Below are 16,777 nucleotides of genomic sequence, written 5' to 3' on the forward strand. Positions count from 1 at the left end.
GGAAATGTGAGGTGCGGCTTTCCTAGGAGCGCCAGCGCGTGGTCATCAGGAAGCCCACAATGGCAATTCCGAAGCCGGCCACGATGTTCCATGAAGCCCAGTCGCGGACCGGGAATTGTCCCTCAGTGATGTAAAAGGTGATGATCCAGAGGAGGCCGAGGATCATCAGTCCGAACATGACGGCTTTGTACCAAACCGGGTTCGGCTTGTACTGCTGCGCTGCGGAAGCCTGCTGGTCCTGACGGGCAGGCCGCTTGCGGGGCTTGGACTCGGGCACGGATCCTCCTTGGCTGTACGTTGGTACCCGTTCCAGCCAGCCTTGATATCCTGCAGGAAGGAAAATTCCAGCGGTTAACGGCCACGCGGCGTTCCGGGTTGGTTCTAGCTGTCAAGTCTAGCCGCAACTCGGGGTCCGCCCGCCGCGCCCGCGCCCGATCCGAGGAGACGCTGTGGCGCATCAGCAGATGACGGCGGCTTCTGCCATGCCGTCCGGGCGCCGGGGGCAGGAACAAACTCCCCGCAAGCGCCTCCGCGCTCCGGACGTCATCCGAAAACTCAGCCAGATCCTGGGTGAACTCCTCATCACGGGCGGTGTTGTCCTGTTGCTGTTTGTGGGCTGGCAACTCTGGTGGACCAACGTTGAGGCAGACGCCAAACAGACGGAAGCCATACAGAACTTTGCCCAGCAACTCACAGGGCCCGTTACTCCTGCAGAGTCCGCGAACCCGGCGGACTACGGGGATCCAGTCGTGGGAACGGCCCCTGACAACGGGGAAACGATCGGGATCATGTACATCCCGCGCTTCGGTGCCGACTACACCCGTCCCATCATCGAAGGAACCGGCGCCGACGTCCTGGATACGCTGGGACTGGGCCACTATGGAAGTACCAGCATGCCCGGCGCAGTCGGGAACTTCGCGGTGGCCGGCCATCGGCAGACACACGGAGCGGTCCTGGACAGCATCCACACCCTGGTTCCCGGGGACAAGATCTACGTTCAGACTGCTGACGGGTACTACACCTACGTCTTCCGCAACAACCAGATCGTGCTTCCCAACCGCACTGATGTGTTGCTGGCCGTGCCCACCCAGCCGGGCGTCGCGCCGAAGGAGAGAATCCTGACCATGACCAGCTGCAACCCGCGCTTCGGCTCGCAGGAACGCATCATCGCCTACTCCGTCATGGAGGGCTGGCAACCGGCCTCAGCGGGACCGCCGTCGGACATTGCCGCCCAAGTAGCCCAGGCCCAAGGAAAGGGGTAGCGGATGTACGCGTGGATTTTCCGCAATCTACCGGGACCCGTCTGGGTGCGGATCCTGACCTGTTTGGTATTGGTGGCAGCAGCCCTGGTACTGATGGTCCAGTTCCTCTTCCCCTGGTTCTCCCAATTCACCACTTTGACTGACTCAACGATTGGTTTAGTGCAGCAGCCATGAGCACAACAAAAATTCTTGTAGTAGATAACTACGACAGCTTCGTCTACACCCTGGTGGGATACCTCCAGGAGCTCGGTGCGGAGACCACCGTGGTCCGCAACGACGACGTGACACTCGCCGAGGCCACTGAGCTCGCGGCAACGCGCGACGGCGTCCTCGTCTCACCGGGTCCCGGCACCCCGGCCGAAGCCGGCGTCTGCATCGAGCTCATCAAGTGGTGCGGCGACAACAGCAAACCGATGTTCGGCGTCTGCCTCGGCCACCAGGCCCTGGCCGAAGCGTACGGCGGCGTGGTGACCCATGCCCCTGAACTCATGCACGGCAAGACGTCCCCGGTGCAGCACGAAGGCAAGAGTGTTTTCGCCGGGCTCCCCTCGCCCGTCACGGCAACGCGCTACCACTCACTCGCTGCGGTTCGCGATTCCATCCCGGACGTCCTGGAGATCACCGCCGAAACCACCAACGGCGTAGTGATGGGCTTGCAGCACAAGACCGCACCCCTCTGCGGTGTCCAGTTCCACCCCGAATCGGTCCTCACGGAAGGCGGCTACCAGATGCTCGGCAACTGGTTGGAGTCATTGGGCATGACCGGAGCGGCTGAACGCGCCTCCAAACTGAGCCCGCTGATCAAACAGTAGGGAAACAGAAGACCCCACTGCCGCGGGCCGGTGACCGGAAGCGTGCGTCAAAGCGACGAAGGAGCAGCACGCGGAGGTTGGCGGACGCGGCTGGCGGTCATCCCGCTACTTCTTGGTGGGCGTCGGTTTGGGGGTCGGCTTGTCCGTCTCCGTGGGTGTTGGAGTGGGGGTCGGCGTCGGGGTGACGGGGGCTTTCGCCACCGTGATGGTGACGGTCTTACCCTGATCCACTTCGGTGTTGAACGTCTCGCTCTGGGCAGTTACCGTTCCTGCAGCGACCTCTGAGTTTTCCTGCTCAACCACCACCATGGGCAAGCCATTGGTCTTGAGCGAGGCTTCCGCTTCAGCCAGCGGCAGTCCGATCAGCTGGGGCATGAGTACCTTGCCCGAGGAAACCTGGAGCTCCACCTTGGAGCTGATGGCGATTGCTCCGCCAGGGGCCGGTCCGGTGTTGATCACCAGTCCCACGGGCACAGTGGCACTGTGCGTCCGGACAGTCACGATATCGCCGGTGATGCCCAGCCTGCGCAGGGCGTCACGGGCGTCTGGCTCCGTGCGGCCCACGATGTCGGCCGGAATGGTCACCGAGCTGGGTCCGCTGGAAATCTTGAGGACAACTTCGGTGTCCTGGTCGAGCATGGAACCAGCGGTGGGCGATGTTCCGATGGTCATGTCCTTGGCCACCGTGTCACTGGCTTCGCGCACCGTTTTAGGCACCAGCTTGGCTGAATAGAGTTCCTGGATGGCCTGGGACTCGGACATGTTGGCCACCACGGGTACGGCGATCTTGGCCGGGACCGGCGGTTGCGCGTTCATGAGGTTGTAAAGCCAGAAACCGCCGCCTGCCAGCACAATGACAGTGAAGATCACCAGGGTGGCAATCCAGGTACGACGCCGCTTGTTCTGAACCGCTGTCCGCTCGCGTTCCGGTGGGAGGCCCAGGGGAAGTGGTTCTTCCGGCTGCCGTTCCGCGGGTTCGTCCTTGTACTCTGCTTCCTTGAACTGGTCAGTGGCAAGAAAGCCCACAGCGGTGGAGCTCAGGAGCTGGGTGGCCGGGTCCTCTTGGTCCACGAGGTCGTTCGGATCTGTGGGCGCCTCGCTGGCCGGGACAGCCGGGACGGGAATGCCGTTGCTTGCCGCGCGCAGGGCACGGCGGAAGGAGGCAGCGTCCTGGAAACGGTCTGTCCGGCTCTTTTGCAGGGCCTTTGCAAGGACCGAGTCGAGGGCTTCGGAAACGTCGGGATTGTGGGCGCTGGGCATGTCCGGGATTTCGCGGACGTGCTGGTAAGCCACCGAGACCGGGCTGTCGCCGACAAACGGCGGCCGGCTGGTCAACAGTTCATAGAGGAGGCACCCGGCCGAGTAGAGGTCGCTGCGGGCGTCCACGGTTTCGCCGCGTGCCTGCTCCGGTGAAAGATACTGCGCCGTGCCTACGACCGCCTGCGTTTGGGTCATGGTGGCAGCGGAATCTGCCATGGCGCGTGCAATGCCAAAGTCCATGACTTTGACGTCTCCGGTGTCAGCGCAAACCATGACATTGGCCGGCTTGATGTCGCGGTGGACAATGCCCGCGCGGTGGCTGTACTCCAGGGCCGCAAGGACACCGAGGGTGAAGCCGATGGAACTCTCCACCCCCAGCTCGTTCGCCTTGATCATGTCCCGCAAGGTACGGCCGGCAACGTATTCCATCACGATGTATGGGACCCGGACGTCCTCGCCGGGACCTCCGGGGACCGAGTACTCGCCGGTATCGAAAATGGCCACGATGGACGGATGGTTCAACGCCGCAACGGCCTGGGCCTCACGTTTGAACCGGGCTTGGAACTGTGGATCGCGGGCCAGATCTGCACGCAGGATCTTGACCGCGATGGTCCGTCCCAGCAAAGTATCCGTTCCGCGGTATACGTCCGCCATACCACCACGACCGATCAGATCACCGAGTTCGTAGCGTTCATTGAGGATGCGCTGTGAAGACACAGGTGTGCTCTCCTCTCGATGCGCGGGACCTTGGCGTGGTGTGGACATGGGACTCAGTTAGTTGCCCGGGCTGCCGGTGCCGCTGGGGCTGGCGCTCGAGGAACCGGGGTTGGTGGGTACAACGGCCTTGGACAGGAAATAGGTCACTGTAGAACCCGCGGGAACCTCGGCTCCAGCGGCTGGCGACGACCTTACGAACGTGCCCGCCTGTTGGCCTACGGCTCCGTTGACGGGATCCCCTGCAACCCACCGCAATCCGGCACCTTCAATAGCTGCACGAACTTGTGCCTCGCTGGCTCCCACGCTGATGGTGGGGACGGCCACCGCCTCAGGCCCCTTGGAGTACTGGACAGTGATGGTTTGTCCCGGATCAACAGGTCCTGTGGGGTTGATGTCTACCACGGTCCCTGGAGCAGCCGGGTTGAAGACCTCCACACCGTTGACGCCGAGGCCCAGATCGCGGAGTGCCGCGCTGACGGTTTGGAACGGTTGACCCAGGTACTGCTCGGGGATCACGTTGATCTTCTGCGGCGTGGACTGTGTGGGCGACGGTGCTTCGGACGTAGGAGGAGGTGTCGTCGCCGTTGGCGTAGCCGAGGTCGACGTCGGGCTGGCACTCCGGCTGGCGCTGGCGGTGGTGGACTGGCTCGGGCTGGGGGTAGGCGAGAAGAACCCGGATTGGGTAATCAGGAAACCAACCAGCGCGAACAGCACCAGCAGGATCAAGGCAACCATCGGCCAGGTCCAGGGGCTGCGCTTCTTGCGTTCCGGCTCGACATCGTCGAAGTTCTCGTCGTCGGTGTAGACGACCTCCTCTTCGTCGTTCAGCTGACGCTCTGCCTCCAGGGCATTGGCGCGTGACAGCGGATTGTCGGATGAGGCCGCCGCCGCTCCCACAGCAGCTCCGGCTGCACCGGCGCCCAGCACCGGAAGTGCGGAGGTCGCCGTCGACGACTGCTCCTTACCGTAAGGCGAGGTGACGACGCCGGTGGGGGCCGTTGCGGTGTCTACCGGCGCCGTGATGGGTCCGGTGGTGGATTCGAACAGCAGCATGCCGGGTACAGCGGCATGGGCTGTGGCGATGTCGCCGTTGCGGATGGCGTCGGCGGCCTCGGCCAGCTTGATGGCGTTGGCAGGACGGTTCTTGGGGTCCTTGGCCAGCATGGACATCAGGAGGGCGCGGACGGGTGTCGGCAAAGTCTCCGGCAGGGGCGGCGGTGCGTCATTGACCTGTGCCAAGGCAATGGCGATCTGCGATTCGCCGGAGAACGGACGGTGTCCCGTGAGGCACTCGTAGCCGATAACGCCCAGCGAGTAGATGTCCGAGGAACCCGTGGCGGTCTGCCCGGTTGCCTGCTCAGGGGCCAAGTACTGGGCAGTGCCCATGACCTGGCCGGTCTGGGTCAGCGGTACCTGGTCTGCCAGGCGGGCGATGCCGAAGTCAGTGACCTTGACCCGGTTGTCCGGCGTGATCAGCAGGTTGCCAGGCTTGATGTCGCGGTGGACCAGGCCCTGCGCGTGTGCCACGGCGAGGGCGCGGGCTGTCTGGGCAATGATGGAGAGCGTCATGTCCGGGGACAGCACCTGCTCCCGCTCGAGGATTCCGCTCAAGGGGTGACCCGGAACGAGCTCCATGACCAAATAGGCCGAACCGGCTTCTTCGCCGTAATCGAAGACGTTGGCGATGCCCACGTGGTTGAGGAGGGCGGTGTGCCGTGCCTCGGCACGGAACCTCTGGAGGAACCCGGGGTCACCCGTGTATTCCTCTTTGAGCACCTTGATGGCAACGATCCGGCCGAGGATCTGGTCCTTGGCCTTCCAGACCTCGCCCATGCCGCCAATCGCAATGCGACTGGTCAGTTGGAACCTGCCGCCGAGTGTGATTCCCGAAGTAGGCCTCACTTATTCAACACCGCCTCAAAAATCTTCTTTGCGTTCGGACTGGTTAGCTGGGCACCGCTGAGCACATCCACACCTTCCATGACGATGGTGACGGCTACTTGCGGGTCGTTTGCCGGGGCGAACCCGGTAAACCATGAGTTGTTCAAACCTGAATCGCCGAGTTCCGCGGTACCGGTCTTGCCGGCCACCTTGACGCCGGACACTGCCGCGCCCCTGGCAATGCCGTTGTCCACCGCACTGGTCATCCACTCAGTGACCTGGGCCGCGATGGGCTGGGTGGTGCTGGTACGGAGAGCCTCGGGCCTCAGTTCGCTGATGACGCGGAGGTCAGGAGCGCGGACCGTCTTGATCAGGTTCGGCTTCATCTGCACACCGCCATTGGCGATCGCGGCAGTCATCATGTTGATCTGCAACGGGGTGGCCTTCACGTCGCGCTGGCCAACTGAAGACTGTGCGAGCTGGGCCTGATCCAGGTCCTCAGGGAAAATACTGGGCGCCTGCTGGAGCTTGAGCTGATCGCCGAAGGTCTCGCCGAAGCCAAACTTCTGTGCCTGTTCGCGGATGGCATCCTGGCCGAGGTCCAGCGCAATGCTCGCGAACGGAGTATTGCAGGACTGCTCCAGGGCAAAGGCGAACGACGCCGTCTCCCGGACGTTGCAGTTACCGCCGGCGTAGTTCGGCAGGCTGGCACTGGAACCGGGCAACGGCAGGCTGCTGGGGTTCGGCAGTTCGCTGTCCTTGTTGTACTTGCCTGAGTTCAGCGCAGCAGCTGTGTCGATGAGCTTGAAGACCGAACCCGGCGAAAGCAGGTTGCCCGTGGGGCCGCTGACGTTCTGGTTCAGGTTGATGCCAGGGACTTGGTTCAGCTCGGCGTAGCTGGCGGCTGCGGCTGCAGTGTCATGGGTGGCGATCAAATTGGGGTCGTAGGACGGCTTGGACACCATGGCCAGAACGGCACCTGTCCTGGGGTTGGTCACCACGATGGATCCGCGCTGGTCATCGGGAATGAGATCGAAGGCCAGCTTCTGGATCTCGGGATCCAAGGTCAGCTCCACCGAGGCACCCTTGGGCTCGTTGCCCAGGAACATCTGGCTGATGCGGTCAAGGAAGAGCTGGTCGGAGTTACCGGCCAGGGTGTCGCCCATGGACTGTTCAAGGCCCGTTGAGCCGAAGCCCTTGGAAAAGTATCCGGTAATACCGGCGTACAGCTCGGGTTCGGTGTACTTGCGCTGGAACGCGCAGGACTCAGTGCCGGTAACAGACTCGGCGACCGGCTTGCCGCCGACGATGATGGCGCCGCGGTCGTTGCAGAACGAGGCGAGGATGGCGCGCTGGTTCCAGGGATTGGCGTTGAGGTCGTCAGCGCCAATGACCTGGACGTAGCTGATGGCGCCGAAGATCAACGCAAACATGGCGACGGCGGCCATCCAGGAGCTGCGAATAGCCTGGTTCATTGGTGCTTCACCGCCTCTGTTGGTGCGCTGGGTGTCTGTCCTGTGGTCGGTTTACGTGCGGGCGCGCTGCTGCTCGCAGGGGGTTTGCCCACCATGGGAGTGGTGTCCACCGGCCCGCGGGCCGTGTTGGAGATCATGAGCAGCAAGCCGACGATGATCCAGTTGGCCAGGAGCGAGGAACCACCGGCTGCCAGGAACGGCGTGGTCAGGCCAGTCAACGGAATGAGCCGGGTGACACCGCCGATGACGACGAAGCACTGCAGGGCGATCGCGAAGGACAGGCCGCACGCCAGGAGCTTCCCGAAGGCATCGCGGGTGCCGAGTGCAGCGCGGAAGCCACGCGTAAAAAGCAGCAGGTAGAGCATGACGACGGCGAAGAGGCCGATGAGGCCGAGTTCCTCGCCGATGAGGGCAACAATCATGTCGCTGTTGGCGAACGGAACCAGGTCCGGGCGGCCTTGGCCAAGGCCGGTACCCACCAGACCGCCGTCGGCCATGCCGAACAAGCCCTGCACAATCTGTCCGCTGCCACCGGGCGACCTGCCGAAGACCTCCGGGGTGAAGGCGTTGATCCAGCTGTCGATGCGGAAAGCCACGTGCGAGAAGATCTGCGAGGCGATGAAGCCGCCACCAAGAATCAGCAGCAGGCCAATGACAACCCAGGAGATGCGGCTGGTGGCCACGTAGATCATCACGATGAACAGGCCGAAGAAGAGGATGGAGGAACCGAGGTCGCGCTGGAAGACCAAAACCCCGATACTGACCAGCCAGGCGGTGATCATGGGCCCGAGGTCCTTGAACCGCGGGAACTGCATGGGGCCGATCTTCCTGCCGGCCAGGAGGATGAGGTCCCGGTTGGAGGAAAGATACCCGGCAAAGAAGATGGCCAGCGTGATCTTGGCGATCTCACCTGGTTGGAACGTCATGGGGCCAACACGGATCCAGACGCGGGCACCGAGGATTTCACCGGCTGAAATGCCCGGTATCAAAGGGAGGACCAGCAGGAACGCACTGGCTGCCAGCGAGATGTACGTGAAGCGGCGCAGAATCCGGTGGTCCTTGAGGAACCAGATCACGGCAATCGATACAGCCATGGCAATCAGGGTCCAGCGGAGCTGGTTGTTGCCAGTATCGTCACCTGGACCGTCCATGCGGTGGATCAGGGCAAGCCCCAGACCGTTCAGGGCCACGACAATAGGAAGTATTACCGGATCGGCATACTTTGCGCGGAGCCTGAGGACCATATGGAAGGCAAAAGCCGCCACAGCCAGCAGGCTCGACTGGAACCAGAAGTCCCGGTCCAGGCCGACGTCGGAATTGATGCTCACCAAGGCACTCGCGCCTACGCCTACGGCAAGGGCCAGCACGAGGAGGACGAGCTCAACGTTCCGGCGTGGTTTGGGAGCAGTTTCAGTCTGTATCACTTGGCCGCCTCACAGGGAGTCGGGACGGGCGAAGGCGTCGCAACGGCCGCAGTACTCGGTACGGGCACGGTGCTGGTGGGCGACGGCGTGGCTGTTGCTGTCGCTGGAGCAGTGGTGGGGCAGTTGGCAGAGGCACTGCCGGTGTTCTTGAGGTTCTCCACAATGGCCTGTGCGTCGTCGAGGTCACCCGCGGGAACCGTTTGGCGTACGCTCTGCTGACCGTATTCCGGCAATGAATCCACCTTGATATCGGTTACGGCTTCGAGCCGGGAGAGCTGAATGGGGCCGAGCCGCTGCGAAATGCCATTAAAGATGGCGACGCGCTGATCGTATTCGCCCACGTAGTAACGGGTTTGGGTCCACGCGTAGCCGAGCCACAGGCCAACCACGACGCCCACTACAACAACCGCTGCGACGGCGGGCATGAGCCAGCGGACGCGGCGCCGTGCAGGTTCCTCGACGTCCAGTCGATCCTGTTCGGCCTTGTGGGTCAGGACGGTGGCAGCCCTGCGGGCAACCGTCCGGCCTGCGACAGTAGGGATGGAGCCGGTTTCCGCAGCTGTTGCCGCAGCACCAACCAGCTCATGGGGGCGGCTGGCCAACTCTTCGCGCAGGACCTCGGCAGACAGGTGCTCGCCCAGATGCGGATCCGTGGTGATGGGAGGTTCTTTGGACCCATCCTCGGATGTGGAAGCCTCAACGGATTCCTCGTCTGTGGCGCCGGGGTCGCCGGCGCTGAACGACGACCCGGTTTCGGCCTCCCTCGCGGCTTTTTCCTTGGGCTCGGCCGGCGCATCCTCGGCCGACTTTGTGGCGGAAGGACCCTCAGTGGGCTTGGCGGCGGTGACCGCTTCGGGCTCGTCCACCGCGGCAAGCGCCGCAGCCGGAACGACGTCGACGGCGGCCGTGTTGACGTCGTCGTCGGTCTCTTCCACGATCTCCAACATCACCACGGTGACGTTGTCCGGGGCGCCGGCTTCCAGCGTGAGGTCAACCAGGATCTCGGCGCATTCGCGAAGGTCTTTGGTCTCACGCACCATGCGCTCCACCACGTGCCCGGCCACATAGTTGAGGCCGTCGGAGCAGAGCAGCCAGCGTTCGCCGGGTTCGACGTCGAGAACGTCCAAGTCCAGTTCCGGGCTGGCATCGACGTCGCCAAGGACGCGCATCAGGACGTTCTTGTGGGGATGGGTTTCGGCTTCCTCAGGACGAAGGCGACCTTCGTCAATGAGCCGCTGCACGAACGTGTGATCGATGCTGATTTGCTCGAACTTCTTATTACGCAGGCGGTAGGCGCGGGAGTCACCGATGTGCGCGAAATGCAGCTTGCGGTCTTCCAGGAGGAGGGCAGTCACGGTAGTTCCCATGCCGGAAAGCTTGGGATTCTGGTGAACAAGCTCGGAAAGCAGAGAATTTGCCGTCTGGATTTCATCTGCGAGGACTGTCTCTGCGCCCTCGGGATAGTCGTCATGGTCCAGATGGATCATGTCCAGGACCGTTGACGCCGAAGCGACATCGCCGCCTGCATGGCCACCCATACCGTCGGCCACCACTGCCAGATGGCGACCCACGTAAGCGGAGTCGTCATTCTTGGAGCGGATCCGTCCGACGTCGGAGCGGGCCGCGTAGCGCATGATAAGTGGGCGCTCCGCGGGCGTTTCCTTGCCTTCGGGGGTCTCGGGGGAGGCCATGGACTATGGCCTCAATTCAATGACCGTCTTGCCGATTCTCACGGGGACGCCAAGCTCCACCGGCAGAGCACGGGTGAGCTGTTGATCGGCCAGGTAGGTGCCGTTGGTGGAACCGAGATCCTCAATGAACCAGCGGCTGCCCTGCGGGAACAGGCGCGCGTGACGGCCGGAAGCGTAGTCGTCTTCCAGGACCAAGGTGGCTTCCTGCGCGCGACCCAACAGGATGGGGCTGGCGGCCAACGGAACAGTGGTGCCCTTGAGCGGACCCTCAGTGACAACCAACGTGCGTGCATGCTGGATGGCCGGCGGCGGTGACGCTGCCAGTTCCGGATGCTTGCGGACTTCGCGGGCCGTGGGAACTCCGGTGACGGCTTTGCGGCCGATCTGGAAGTCGCGGCGCATGGTGGACACAATGCTGAAGATCAAGACCCACAGCAGGAGGAGGAACCCGAAGCGAAGAGCTGTGATGGTCAGTTCGCTGATGTCGTTCACGCGTTGCCACCCGGGGTTTGGGGGAGAAGGCGGAAAATGATCTTGGTACGTCCCATCGTGATGGTTGAGCCGTCTGTAAGTTCCACGCTGCCGTTTACTTTATGCCCGTTGACGTAGCTGCCGTTGGTGGAGCCAAGGTCAACGGCCCACGTGCTGCCGTTCTGTGTGCGGACCTCAAGGTGCTTCCGGGAGACGCCGGTGTCATCCACCAGGATGTCGGCTTCCGAGGAGCGTCCCAGCACCACGGACTGGGCATTGAGGGAGTACCGCTGGCCACCGATGTCCAGAACTGGCTGGAGGCGGGTGGGCTGACGTACCGGGGCTGCCGGAACGTTGGCCCGGGGCGCCTGGGGGCCGGGAGCGGCGTCACCGGAGGATTTCTCCGTCCGGGAAGTGATTTCAAAGTGCCCGGCACGTTCTTCGTCATTACGGCGGAACGAAATCCGGACTGCACCCTGAAGTGTGTAGCCCTGGCTGCGGACGTGCTGGATGACGACGTCGCACAGTTCCTCTGCCAAGGGAGTTCCCCATTCCTGGGCCCTGGCAAAGTCCTCGTCACTGAGGAGGACATCGAAAACATTGGGAGCGAGGGTGCGGCCGGCAGCGATGGTGATGGACTTGTTGTCCAACTCGCGCCTCAACTTGCTCGCAATCTCCACTGGCTCAACACGTGCACGCGACCCTGTGGAGAAGACGTTGCGAACGGCTTTTTCAATGCCGCGCTCGACTTTGTCCAGCAAACCCATGTCCTTCTCCTTTCCTTGCCGCGGCACCCGCTGTGCCTGGTCCGATAGTCCGTCTGCGCACACAACGAAGTACGCGCCTGACGGCCCTTCCACTTCCCGATACTACTGGGACTGACTGGGAATGGCCTTAATCCACAACGCCTTGCGACCCGGAAAAGTTCGCTCCCGGCCCTTGCTGGCGCGGGAGGCGGGCCTTGAAATTTTCGTGGAGTTCCGCCGCTGGTACGGGATTTTTTGGGGGCTTCGGGGTCTCGGAGAGGGGGTGCCACCTCCCGATTGGTGTTTTGCCGGGAATGTCCGTTATGCTTGATCTCGCTGCTTTTGAAGGAAACGAAGCTGGGAAACCCGCTGAAGTCCGGAAAAAGAAGTTGCGCGCGAGTGGCGGAACGGCAGACGCGCTGGCTTCAGGTGCCAGTATCCGAAAGGGTGTGGGGGTTCAAATCCCCCCTCGCGCACGCAATTGAAAGAGCCCCGGTCTTAGGACCGGGGCTCTTTTGTTTTGCCCGGGATCCCAACTGGGTGACAGATAACGTTCCGTTGGCGCTTCGTAGGAGCAGTTGCTGTTAATTAGTTGGGTGACGCGCGCGAAATCGTCAGCTGCGCGCAGAACCCGTGAACCGGCGTCGTGAGTTGCTCAGGTGCAGTCGCATGGCTGCCGCGGCGGCCACTTGGTCGCCCTCGGCGATTGCTGCGTATATAGAGGAGTGTTCGTGGACCACCTGAGCGAAGCGCTCGGGGGAGTCCCGGTCTTCGCTGGCAACGAGGCGCGGGCGGGGCATGGTGATCATGGTCTGGCCCAGGGCGGCGATGCAGTCCGAATAGAAGGGATTGCCCGTGGCCGCAGCAACGGCCCGGTGGAACTCGAAGTCCGCTTTCATGGAGTGCGCCGGGTGGCCTGAGCTCGCGGTGAATTGTTCCAACGCGCCGTGGACGGCCTTGAGTTGGTGTTCGGTGTGGTTTTTCGCTGCCAATGCGGCGGCTTCGGTCTCGACGCCGATGCGGAAATCGAGCATCTGAAGCCGGTCTTCCATGGTGGAAACGGGCCGTGTTCCCGGCGCTGCTGCGGGACCTTCCGCGGGCGGGGTCAGCGCGAAGCTGCCGCGCCCGCGTTCGGTTTCCACCAATCCCTCTGCTTGCAAGCGGGTCAGGGCGGAGCGGACGACGGTCCTGCTCACCCCGAACTCACTGATGAGGGTGTTTTCGCTGGGGAGCTTCTCACCTGGTTGGATGGCGCCGTCGACGATACGGTTGCGAAGGTCGGCGGCGAGATCCGCGGTCAGGTTTCGGCTCATGGGTTCAAGATTACGCGCCGAACTCTACGGATTCCGTGGTCCACGCGCGGGCTTGGTCGCTGAGTGTGACGCCCAAACCGGGGCGGTCGGGAACGATCATGCGGCCGTTCTTGGTCTCCAGGCGTTCCTCGAACAGGGGGTCCAGCCAGTCGAAGTGCTCAACCCACGGCTCGCGCGGGTAGGCGGCGGCCAAGTGGAGGTGGATCTCCATGGCGAAGTGCGGTGCCAGGCCAAGTCCGCGTTCATCTGCCAGTGTGGCGAGGCGCAGGAACTGGGTGATGCCGCCGACGCGGGGAGCGTCTGGCTGGATGATGTCGCAGCTGTTGGCGTTGATGAGGCCCTTGTGTTCAGCAACGGATGCGAGCATCTCGCCTGTGGCGATGGGGGTGTCCAGGACCTGGGCGAGGTGCGCGTGGCCCTCGAAGTCGTAGGCATCCAGCGGTTCTTCGATCCAGATGAGGTTGAATTCCTCCAGCTGACGGCCCATGCGCAGTGCTGTGGCACGATCCCATTGCTGGTTGGCGTCCACCATGAGCGGGACGTCCCAGCCGATGTGCTCGCGGACTCCGGCCACGCGGCGCAGGTCTTCCTTGGAATCGGGCAGGCCGACCTTGATCTTGATGCCGCCGATGCCCTCATCGATGGACCGGGTGGCGCGTTCCTTGACCTCGTCCAGCGTTGCGTTGAGGAAGCCGCCCGAGGTGTTGTAGGTCTGGACGGAGTCGCGGTAGGAGCCCAGCAGCTTGGCCAGCGGGAGTCCGGCGCGCTTTGCCTTGAGGTCATAGAGTGCGATGTCGATCGCGGCAAGTGCCTGCGTTGCCACACCCGAACGGCCCACGGATGCGCCGGCCCAGAGGAGCTTGGTGTAGATCTTGCCGATGTCGTTGGGGTCCTCGCCGATGATGCCTTCGGCGACTTCTTTTGCATGGGCGTACTGGGCGGGGCCGCCTGCACGCTTGGAGTAGCTGAAGCCGATGCCGCTGTGACCCTGCTCCGTAGTGATCTCCGCGAACAGGAACACCACTTCGGTCATCGGCTTTTGCCGGCCCGTGAAAACTTTGGCATCGCTGATGGGTACGGTGAGGGGCAAACGTGCCGTGGATAGCTTGACGTGGCGAATGAGATCTACGGTGCTCATGGTTCTCCTAGTGGGTGCGGCATCCTTGCCTGCCACTTAGGATACAAGTAATAAACTTGTACTACAAGAGTTGATTGAGTTCCATGGGGTGGTGCCCGACGGGGCGCCGGATCATCAGATCCAGCCCTGTTGCCAGGCTTTCTCGGCGGCATCGTGGCGCGAAACGGCCCCGAGTTTCATCATCGCCGAGGACAGGTAATTGCGCACGGTGCCCGGGGCGAGCCGCAGTCGCTCGGCAACCTGCGTCACGCTGGATGTCGATCGGCTGAACCTTAAGGCGTCAAGTTCGCGGTCGGTGAGGGGGCAGCGCTCGGCGGCCAGGGCGGTCGCTGCAATTTCAGGGTCGATATACCGCTTACCGCCGGCGACGTCACGGATAACGTGGGCCAGGTCTTCAGCCGGGGTGGATTTGGGGACGAAACCTGAAACCTTCGAGGCCAATGCCCTGCGCAACACCCCGGGCCGGGCATGACGCGTGACAATAATGACTCGTGTTTTGACGGTGGACAGGATGCGCGCTGCTGCCTCTACTCCGTCCATTTTGGGCATTTCCAAATCCAAGAGGCAGATGTCCGGCTGAAACTCCAGTGCCAACTCGGCGGCGGTGGCACCGTTGTCGGCACTGGCAACCACCTCGATATCAGGCTCCAGCCCTAGAAGGGCCTCCAAGGCGCCCCGGATGAGATGTTCGTCGTCGGCTATCAGCAAACGGATGCGCCGCGGGTCATCAAGATCGTTCACGAAGCAATTCCTTTGGAGGGGACCGACGCCTGAAGTTCAAAGCGTTCCGCGTCCAGGAGGGTTTCGAGCTGACCACCCAGCGCCGAGATCCGTTCGCGAAGGCCGGCAAGGCCATTGCCGGGTGACTGGCTGACGGGCGAATCGTTTGTCACCCCGTTGTTTCGAATAGTGAGGCTGCAGCCATCCGTGGAAGCTTCCAGCGTGATGGAAGCCAGTGTTGCGTTGCTGTGCCTGAGGATGTTGGTGGTGGCTTCGCGAACCGCCATGGCCAGCGCCTTATGAACGTCGGGGTTTCCAGGAATTGCATCAATCGTGAGTTCGCAATGCGCTCCAGCGGCCGACAGCACTTCGCGTGCGTTCTCGAGTTCGTTCTCGAGAACTGTTCCCCGGTACCCGGAGACCAAGGAGCGGGTTTCCTCAAGCGCCTGTTTTGCGATGAGCCGTGCATCGTGAATATGCCCGCGGGCAGCATCGAGATCGACAGTGAGCAGTCGTTCCGCAAGTTCGGATTTCAGGGCAATGACTTGGAGGTGGTGCCCCTGAATATCATGAAGGTCCGCCGCAAAGCGCAGCCGCTCCTGGGCAACCGCCAGTTCCCCCGCCATGAGCCGGTGCCTGTCCAGCTCCACAACAATCCGCCACCACCACAAGCTGCTGATCAAAACCACGGGCATCAATGCCGCATAGCTGAGGAGCATGCGCAGGCCGGGCTCTTCAGGGAATGTGTAGCCGTGGCCATGGAGCAGCGAATAGATGGTGGGATGCAGAAGCGTCGTCGCGAGGCCAGCGCCCAGTACGGCCAGCCGCTGCCGGGAAGGAAGCAAGCAAGCCACCAGGCAGGCAGCAAGCCACAGCGGCAGGCTCCACATCAGCGCATTGCTGGTAGAGAACAGGCCCAACACCCACACGGCGACGGAAGAAACAAGCAGCGCCAGCGTCCAAGGGGTGCTCGGCAGGCCCCCGTTCAGGCCTGCCCGCAGGAACCAGCAGTAGCGGATCTGGGCCGCCACCGCGCAGAAAAGAGCAAGAAGGAGAACCCCGGCAACTCCGTCGGTACGTGAGGAGAACGCTTCCAAGGCGAGAATGATCAACATGAAATCGAGCACCACGAGGATGAACACCATGGAACCGAGTGTGTAGGTCCACGTCGTGCGTACGCTGCGACCCGGGCGGGAGGTGGGCTGCGGACCCTCAAGGGTCGTGACTGCGGACATGACGCCAGTGTAGGGCAATGACATTTGTCATGGATTTAACTGCGAATCAGCTGATGAAGCAATGACAAGAGCGCACTACACGGACCGCTTCGCGCGCTGAAAGATTGGATTGTCACCGTCACCCACCCATGAAGAGAGCCCCTGATGATTGAGTCCCTGCAAGATTTCACGTCCTCGTTACCGCCCATGTTGACGTGGCTCGGGGTGGTGCTCATAGCGGCCATTCCGTTTGTTGATTCCTACTTCGGTGCTGTGGTGGGAGTGTTGACGGGTTTGCATCCTGCGGTGGCCATAGCCGCGGCTGTTGTGGGAAACGTCATCTCGTTGCTCATCTTTGTCTTTGCCGCCCATCGCGTCCGCACCACAGTGGCGGCAAACAGGCCGTCCAAGGGAGTCACCCCGCGCCGCGCCAAATTGCGCGCTGCCTTCGATAAGTTCGGCGTCGCCGGAGTAAGCCTGATCGGCCCAACAATCCTGCCCAGCCAGATCACATCCGTTGCCATGATCTCCTTCGGAGCCTCCAGGAACGCCGTCATCCTCTGGCAGATCATTTCAATAATCGTCTGGGGGACAGCATTCGGCGTCCTGGCCACACTGGGCGTTTCGCTTGTCCGTTAGAGAAAGGCGGACTG

15 protein-coding genes and 1 tRNA gene are annotated in these 16,777 nt (G+C 62.7%); 4 read left to right on the top strand and 12 right to left on the bottom strand.

The annotated features are described in order from the left end of the window. Positions 1-22 precede the first annotated feature (22 nt). Positions 23-277 (bottom strand): cell division protein CrgA, encoded by a 255-nt coding sequence (locus tag ACIQLI_RS13790; RefSeq protein WP_089593065.1) that lies wholly within the window; start codon positions 275-277, stop codon positions 23-25. Positions 278-434: 157 nt separating this feature from the next. On the opposite strand from ACIQLI_RS13790, the gene ACIQLI_RS13795 reads away from it, so the two are divergent. Both ACIQLI_RS13795 and ACIQLI_RS13800 read left to right on the top strand, forming a co-directional pair. Next, positions 435-1,262, top strand: coding sequence for a class E sortase (locus ACIQLI_RS13795; protein ID WP_400389544.1), 828 nt, complete (start codon positions 435-437; stop codon positions 1,260-1,262). 170 nt (positions 1,263-1,432) lie between these two features. Beyond that, positions 1,433-2,074 carry an aminodeoxychorismate/anthranilate synthase component II gene (locus ACIQLI_RS13800; protein WP_400389307.1) on the top strand — a complete coding sequence of 214 codons (642 nt, stop codon included), beginning with the start codon at positions 1,433-1,435 and terminating at the stop codon, positions 2,072-2,074. Between the two features lie 105 nt (positions 2,075-2,179). Here the strand turns inward: ACIQLI_RS13800 and pknB are convergent, their stop codons facing one another. The 7 genes from pknB to ACIQLI_RS13835 are packed head-to-tail and all read right to left on the bottom strand — an operon-like array spanning position 2,180 to position 11,760. Then, on the bottom strand, positions 2,180-4,099 hold the full coding sequence (gene pknB, locus ACIQLI_RS13805) for a Stk1 family PASTA domain-containing Ser/Thr kinase (protein ID WP_400389310.1): 1,920 nt from the start codon (positions 4,097-4,099) through the stop codon (positions 2,180-2,182). 9 nt (positions 4,100-4,108) lie between these two features. After that, positions 4,109-5,953: a protein kinase gene (locus ACIQLI_RS13810; RefSeq protein ID WP_400389313.1), complete on the bottom strand. Its 1,845-nt coding sequence runs from the start codon at positions 5,951-5,953 to the stop codon at positions 4,109-4,111. After that, on the bottom strand, positions 5,950-7,407 hold the full coding sequence (locus ACIQLI_RS13815; RefSeq protein ID WP_354231547.1) for a penicillin-binding transpeptidase domain-containing protein: 1,458 nt from the start codon (positions 7,405-7,407) through the stop codon (positions 5,950-5,952). Before ACIQLI_RS13815 ends, ACIQLI_RS13810 begins: the two co-directional genes overlap by 4 nt. Continuing rightward, complete coding sequence (locus tag ACIQLI_RS13820) at positions 7,404-8,831, bottom strand: FtsW/RodA/SpoVE family cell cycle protein (protein WP_354231549.1); 1,428 nt, start codon at positions 8,829-8,831, stop codon at positions 7,404-7,406. Before ACIQLI_RS13820 ends, ACIQLI_RS13815 begins: the two co-directional genes overlap by 4 nt. Beyond that, positions 8,828-10,522, bottom strand: a complete 1,695-nt coding sequence (locus ACIQLI_RS13825) for a PP2C family serine/threonine-protein phosphatase (RefSeq protein WP_354231551.1) — start codon at positions 10,520-10,522, stop codon at positions 8,828-8,830. The genes ACIQLI_RS13820 and ACIQLI_RS13825 overlap by 4 nt, the downstream gene beginning before the upstream one ends. 3 nt (positions 10,523-10,525) lie before the next feature. Further along, positions 10,526-11,005, bottom strand: a complete 480-nt coding sequence (locus tag ACIQLI_RS13830) for an FHA domain-containing protein (protein ID WP_089597073.1) — start codon at positions 11,003-11,005, stop codon at positions 10,526-10,528. 5 nt (positions 11,006-11,010) lie between these two features. After that, positions 11,011-11,760, bottom strand: coding sequence for a DUF3662 and FHA domain-containing protein (locus tag ACIQLI_RS13835; RefSeq protein WP_354231553.1), 750 nt, complete (start codon positions 11,758-11,760; stop codon positions 11,011-11,013). 372 nt (positions 11,761-12,132) lie between these two features. On the opposite strand from ACIQLI_RS13835, the gene ACIQLI_RS13840 reads away from it, so the two are divergent. After that, positions 12,133-12,215: transfer RNA gene (locus ACIQLI_RS13840), tRNA-Leu, on the top strand. 138 nt (positions 12,216-12,353) lie between these two features. On the opposite strand, the gene ACIQLI_RS13845 is transcribed toward ACIQLI_RS13840, so the two are convergent. From ACIQLI_RS13845 to ACIQLI_RS13860, 4 genes are all read right to left on the bottom strand, one after another. Further along, positions 12,354-13,052, bottom strand: a complete 699-nt coding sequence (locus ACIQLI_RS13845) for a FadR/GntR family transcriptional regulator (RefSeq protein ID WP_354231555.1) — start codon at positions 13,050-13,052, stop codon at positions 12,354-12,356. 10 nt (positions 13,053-13,062) lie between these two features. Beyond that, the gene (locus ACIQLI_RS13850; protein WP_400389319.1) at positions 13,063-14,190 is read right to left on the bottom strand and encodes a mandelate racemase/muconate lactonizing enzyme family protein; all 1,128 of its coding nucleotides are present in this window, start codon (positions 14,188-14,190) and stop codon (positions 13,063-13,065) included. 114 nt (positions 14,191-14,304) lie between these two features. Next, positions 14,305-14,931: a DNA-binding response regulator gene (locus ACIQLI_RS13855; protein WP_400389322.1), complete on the bottom strand. Its 627-nt coding sequence runs from the start codon at positions 14,929-14,931 to the stop codon at positions 14,305-14,307. After that, positions 14,928-16,145, bottom strand: a complete 1,218-nt coding sequence (locus ACIQLI_RS13860) for a sensor histidine kinase (protein WP_400389325.1) — start codon at positions 16,143-16,145, stop codon at positions 14,928-14,930. Before ACIQLI_RS13860 ends, ACIQLI_RS13855 begins: the two co-directional genes overlap by 4 nt. A 144-nt stretch (positions 16,146-16,289) precedes the next feature. Here ACIQLI_RS13860 and ACIQLI_RS13865 point away from each other — a divergent pair, with 144 nt between their 5' ends. Next, positions 16,290-16,763, top strand: coding sequence for a hypothetical protein (locus tag ACIQLI_RS13865; protein WP_400389328.1), 474 nt, complete (start codon positions 16,290-16,292; stop codon positions 16,761-16,763). The last annotated feature ends 14 nt before the right edge of the window (positions 16,764-16,777 follow it).

The organism is Paenarthrobacter sp. NPDC091669 (assembly GCF_044756725.1).
Classification (GTDB): Bacteria; Actinomycetota; Actinomycetes; order Actinomycetales; family Micrococcaceae; genus Arthrobacter; species Arthrobacter bambusae_C.